This window comes from Rhizomicrobium sp. (assembly GCF_056722145.1).
The window spans coordinates 1-4,084 of record NZ_JBWZET010000164.1 but is presented as its reverse complement, the minus strand read 5'-3'; the positions used below and the strand labels follow the sequence as shown (position 1 = coordinate 4,084).

The following is a 4,084-nucleotide window of genomic DNA, read 5'->3' as shown; positions in this document are numbered from 1 at the left end:
GCGCGGGGATGGCGATGTCGTCGCGCCCTTCGAGCATGATCGCGTAGAGCCGCATATGCGCCGCCTCGCGGGCATAATCGAGTTCCTCGGCGAGGCGGGCGGCAACTTCATCCGCCATATCGCTGGTATCGATCGTGCCGTCGAAACTGCGCTGCAGCCGAAGCGCGGCTTTGAATTGGCGCATGTCGGATTCGACGGCCGCCGCCATGTTGGGATATTGCAGCTTGCAGGCGAGCCGCGTTCCGTCCTTGCCGATCGCGCGATGGACTTGGCCGAGCGATGCGGCAGCGGCCGCCTGCTCGTCGAATTGCCGGAACTTCGTCCGCCAGTCGCGGCCCAGTTCGGCGGCCATCCGCCGGCGCACGAACCCGGCCCCCATCGGCGGCGCATTGGTCTGGAGCGTCAATAGCGGAGCGGCGACCTCCGGCGGCAGCACACCCGGCACGGTGGCGACGAATTGCGCGACCTTCATCACCGGTCCGCGCAAGCCGCCCAGCACGCGGGTCAAATCGGCCGCGTTGCGCGCACTCAGCAAACCCGCGCCCGACAGCGAGCGCGCGGCGCCGCGTGCGGCGACGCCGGTCAGCCCGGCCGACACCCGGGCGAACCGCGTAAGCCGGCGGCCCAGGCCATCCTCGTTGCTATCGTCGCTCATCGGTCCGCTTCGTCGTTCACGTCGCACGCGCCTTCATACTTGATTCACCATAACACCAACATGGACGCGCGATTCACGAAGGAAAGCGCGCCGCCGTCCCTGCACGCGCTGTCGCAAAAGGGGACCTTAATCCGCCCTTTACCGTTCGCCGGCAACCATCGGCGAAAGGACGGGGCGATGCCGCAAACCATACTTGTCGTCGACGACGATCCGGTTCAACGCCGGTTGCTCGAAGCCGCGATCACACGCAGCGGCCTCAACGTCATCGCCGCACCCGGCGGCCAGCCGGCGCTCGACCTTCTTGCCGGGCCGCGCGGGGACCGGATTTCGCTTGTTCTGTTGGATCTCGTAATGCCCGATATGGACGGGCTCACCGTGCTGACGAAGTTGAGTTCGAGCCGTCCCGATCTGCCGGTGATCGTGCTGACCGCGAAAGGCGGGATCGACGCTGCCGTCGAGGCGATGCGCGCCGGCGCCAGCGATTTTCTCGTCAAGCCCGCGAGCCCCGAACGCATCACGGTATCGATCCGCAACGCGCTCAAAATCGGCGTCCTTTCGGGCGAGGTGACCAGGCTCAAGAAGAAAGCCGAGAACCGTCTGGTGTTCGATGATCTGATCGGCCGAAGCGCGGCCATGCGCCAGGTGGTCCGGCTCGGCGAGCGCGCCGCCCAATCGAGCATTCCGATCCTCATCGAAGGCGAATCGGGCGTCGGCAAGGAACTCGTCGCGCGCGCGATTCAGGGTTCGTCCGACCGCGCGGGAAAGCCGTTCGTCACTGTCAATTGCGGCGCAATTCCGGAGAATCTCGTCGAATCCATTCTGTTCGGGCACGAGAAAGGCTCGTTCACCGGCGCCACCAACAAACACCTCGGCAAGTTCCAAGAAGCCGATGGCGGCACGTTGTTCCTCGACGAAATCGGCGAGCTCAGGCTCGACATGCAGGTGAAGCTCTTGCGCGCCCTGCAGGAAGGCGAAGTCGATCCGGTCGGCGCCAAGCGTCCGGTCAAGGTCGATGTCCGCATCATCTCGGCGACCAACCGCGATCTCGCCGAACTGACCAAAGAGGGGCGTTTCCGCGAAGACCTGTTCTACCGCCTCAACGTCTTTCCGATGTTCGTGCCGGCCTTGCGCGACCGCCGCGACGACATCCCGGCGCTCGCCCGCCACTTCATCACCCGCTTTGCGATCGAAGAGCACAAGCCGGTCGCCGGCCTGACGCCCGAAGCCGCCGATTTGCTGGAACACTATTCCTGGCCCGGCAACGTGCGCCAGCTGGAAAACACCATCTTCCGTGCCGTGGTGCTATGCGACGGCTCGCTGCTCGATGTCTGCGATTTCCCGCAGATCGCCAGCGCCATGGGGGTGGAGGCGCGTCCGCGCCGCGCCGCTTCGGTTGCCGATGCGCAGGCGTTGCAGGCGGCCACTTTCGCGCCCGCCCTGCCCTCGACGCCTTACGCCATGAGCGTCGTCGACGGCGCCGGTCATATGCGCAAGATGGAGGACATGGAGTCCGAAATCATCCGCACCGCGATCGCCCGCTACGACGGCCACATGTCCGAAGTCGCCCGCCGCCTCGGCATCGGCCGTTCCACCCTGTACCGCAAGCTCAAGGAATTCGGCCTCGACCCCGACGAGCAAAGCGACGACGAGCGCAAGGTGGGATAGACCTCAAGCGCCCTGCCGCTGTGCGATCCAGTGCAGTACCGGCAGCAGCTTGCCCAGCAGCAATGCCTGATCGGGCGAAAACTCCACGAAGGTATTGCCGAGCAGCAGGTAACGGGCCTCGGCGATGGCGCAGCGGCAGACATCCGAGCGGAACGAGGCGACGTTGGCGGCGGTCTTTCCGGCCTTCCAACAGATGCCGCTTTCAAACACGATGAGATAATTCTGTTCGGTCATCAAACCGCCGAGCTTGGCATTGTACTTGTGGCAAAGCAGGTACAATTCCTTGCCGCCGATGAGGCGCAGCAGCTCGATCCCGCCCGGGGTGTACCAGAAGCTTGAGCCCTGAGGGATGCGCGCCGGAAGCAAGAACAGATCGCCATAGGCGCGCGCGGCGACCCCCATCGCCAATCGTTTGGCGGCGACGATTGGGGCCATGCCGCCATTGAGCGCCGCGGCGGCGGCCTTGACAACGATCTCGACCGGCCCTTTCAGCAACAACTGATCGACCGCTTCCTGGATACGGGCATCCGCCGTGATTTGCGCGGGTGCGGCGCCTGGATTGGCGGGTTCGGGCGCGCGGAGCGGGACCACGACCTCATCTGCGACCGGCGGCCGTGGCGGCGGCGGTTCGGGTGCGGGCGGTATCGGCACCGGCGCTTTCAACGGCTCCGGCTTATGCGGCACAGCCACTGGCGGACTGTCGGCATCGCGCCCGAGCAGGATGCGCGTGATCTTCACCAGTTGTTCCAGGTGCTCGGCCATTTCGCCTGTGAACGCATCGAGCCAATGGGGCGTCGAGAGGAAATATTCCAGCGCGCCTTTCGGCACCTCGTCTTCGATCCGCACTGGGATGATCGGCAGACCGGCGTTCACGGCGCGCTCGACCTCCCGCTTGATGTGTACCGAAACGTTGGCCTGGGAGGAGAACACCAGCACCATCACCTTGGCGGCGCCGATGGCATTGATGATCGACGCCCCCCAATCGGCCCCCGGCATGATATCCCGCGGCGCGATCCAGCAGCGGAAGGCGTTGGCCTCCAGGGTTGCACAAATGGCGTCGCCGACCGGCTTATCCGGGTGCGCGCAACTGATGAAGACGTCGTGTGCCATACGAGCCCCTCCGACGCACAAGCTAACCCGACCGGATGGCAGTGCAACGCTGGATTGTGCGCATGATTTTCAGTTGCACACCTGCTGCCCCGCCACGGCGCCGCAGGGTCGAACCAGAGGCTTTCGGTGAGACCGCCTGCAAGGCAAGGATGGCCGGCACCAATCGCGCGACGAGGGTCCCCTGGCCGCCGCAATCAACGGCGCGCGGCACTCTCGCGATCGGCACTCCGCATCACAACGCGTGGGCGGCGAAGAACGCGATGGAAGCGGCGATCGCCGCCGCAAAATTCGAGCTGCCGCAGGATTGAAGTATCGGCGCCGTGCTCGCGCCGGGTCGGCTGCGCTTAGTCCAGCATGTCCAAGGCGCGCTTGTAGAGTTCCAGCATCGCCTCGGCTTCCTGGTAGTCGGCCTTGTCCATTTTTCTCAGGCGCACGATCTGGCGCATGATTTTGACGTCGAACCCTTCGCCCTTGGCTTCGGCGTAGACTTCCTTGATGTCGTCCGCGAGCGCCTTCTTCTCCTCTTCGAGGCGTTCCACGCGCTCGATGAAGGAACGCAGACGATCTTTCGCGAAGCCCGACTTGGCCATATCACACGCCTTGTTAACGGATGGATGCTGGGAACCTAGCCGTCGCTTCCGCCCACTGCAACGC

At 64.9% G+C, this 4,084-nt stretch carries 5 protein-coding genes; 2 read left to right on the top strand and 3 right to left on the bottom strand.

Features of this window, described 5'->3' with window-relative positions; all coding sequences use genetic code 11:
* Nucleotides 1–655: AarF/UbiB family protein (locus tag AC1P6P_RS08920; protein ID WP_481402089.1), on the bottom strand; the 655-nt coding region annotated here is incomplete at its 3' end.
* A 177-nt stretch (nt 656–832) separates the two neighbouring features.
* Here AC1P6P_RS08920 and AC1P6P_RS08915 point away from each other — a divergent pair.
* On the top strand, nt 833–2,320 hold the full coding sequence (locus AC1P6P_RS08915; protein WP_481402088.1) for a sigma 54-interacting transcriptional regulator: 1,488 nt from the start codon (nt 833–835) through the stop codon (nt 2,318–2,320).
* Between the two features lie 3 nt (nt 2,321–2,323).
* Here the strand turns inward: AC1P6P_RS08915 and AC1P6P_RS08910 are convergent, their stop codons facing one another.
* The gene (locus AC1P6P_RS08910) at nt 2,324–3,430 is read right to left on the bottom strand and encodes a toll/interleukin-1 receptor domain-containing protein (protein WP_481402087.1); all 1,107 of its coding nucleotides are present in this window, start codon (nt 3,428–3,430) and stop codon (nt 2,324–2,326) included.
* Between the two features lie 149 nt (nt 3,431–3,579).
* Here AC1P6P_RS08910 and AC1P6P_RS08905 point away from each other — a divergent pair, with 149 nt between their 5' ends.
* Entirely contained in the window at nt 3,580–3,738 is a 159-nt protein-coding gene (locus AC1P6P_RS08905; RefSeq protein WP_481402086.1) for a hypothetical protein, read from the top strand.
* 36 nt (nt 3,739–3,774) lie between these two features.
* On the opposite strand, the gene AC1P6P_RS08900 is transcribed toward AC1P6P_RS08905, so the two are convergent.
* Nucleotides 3,775–4,020, bottom strand: a complete 246-nt coding sequence (locus tag AC1P6P_RS08900; protein ID WP_481402085.1) for a DUF2312 domain-containing protein — start codon at nt 4,018–4,020, stop codon at nt 3,775–3,777.
* Nucleotides 4,021–4,084: the final 64 nt, after the last annotated feature.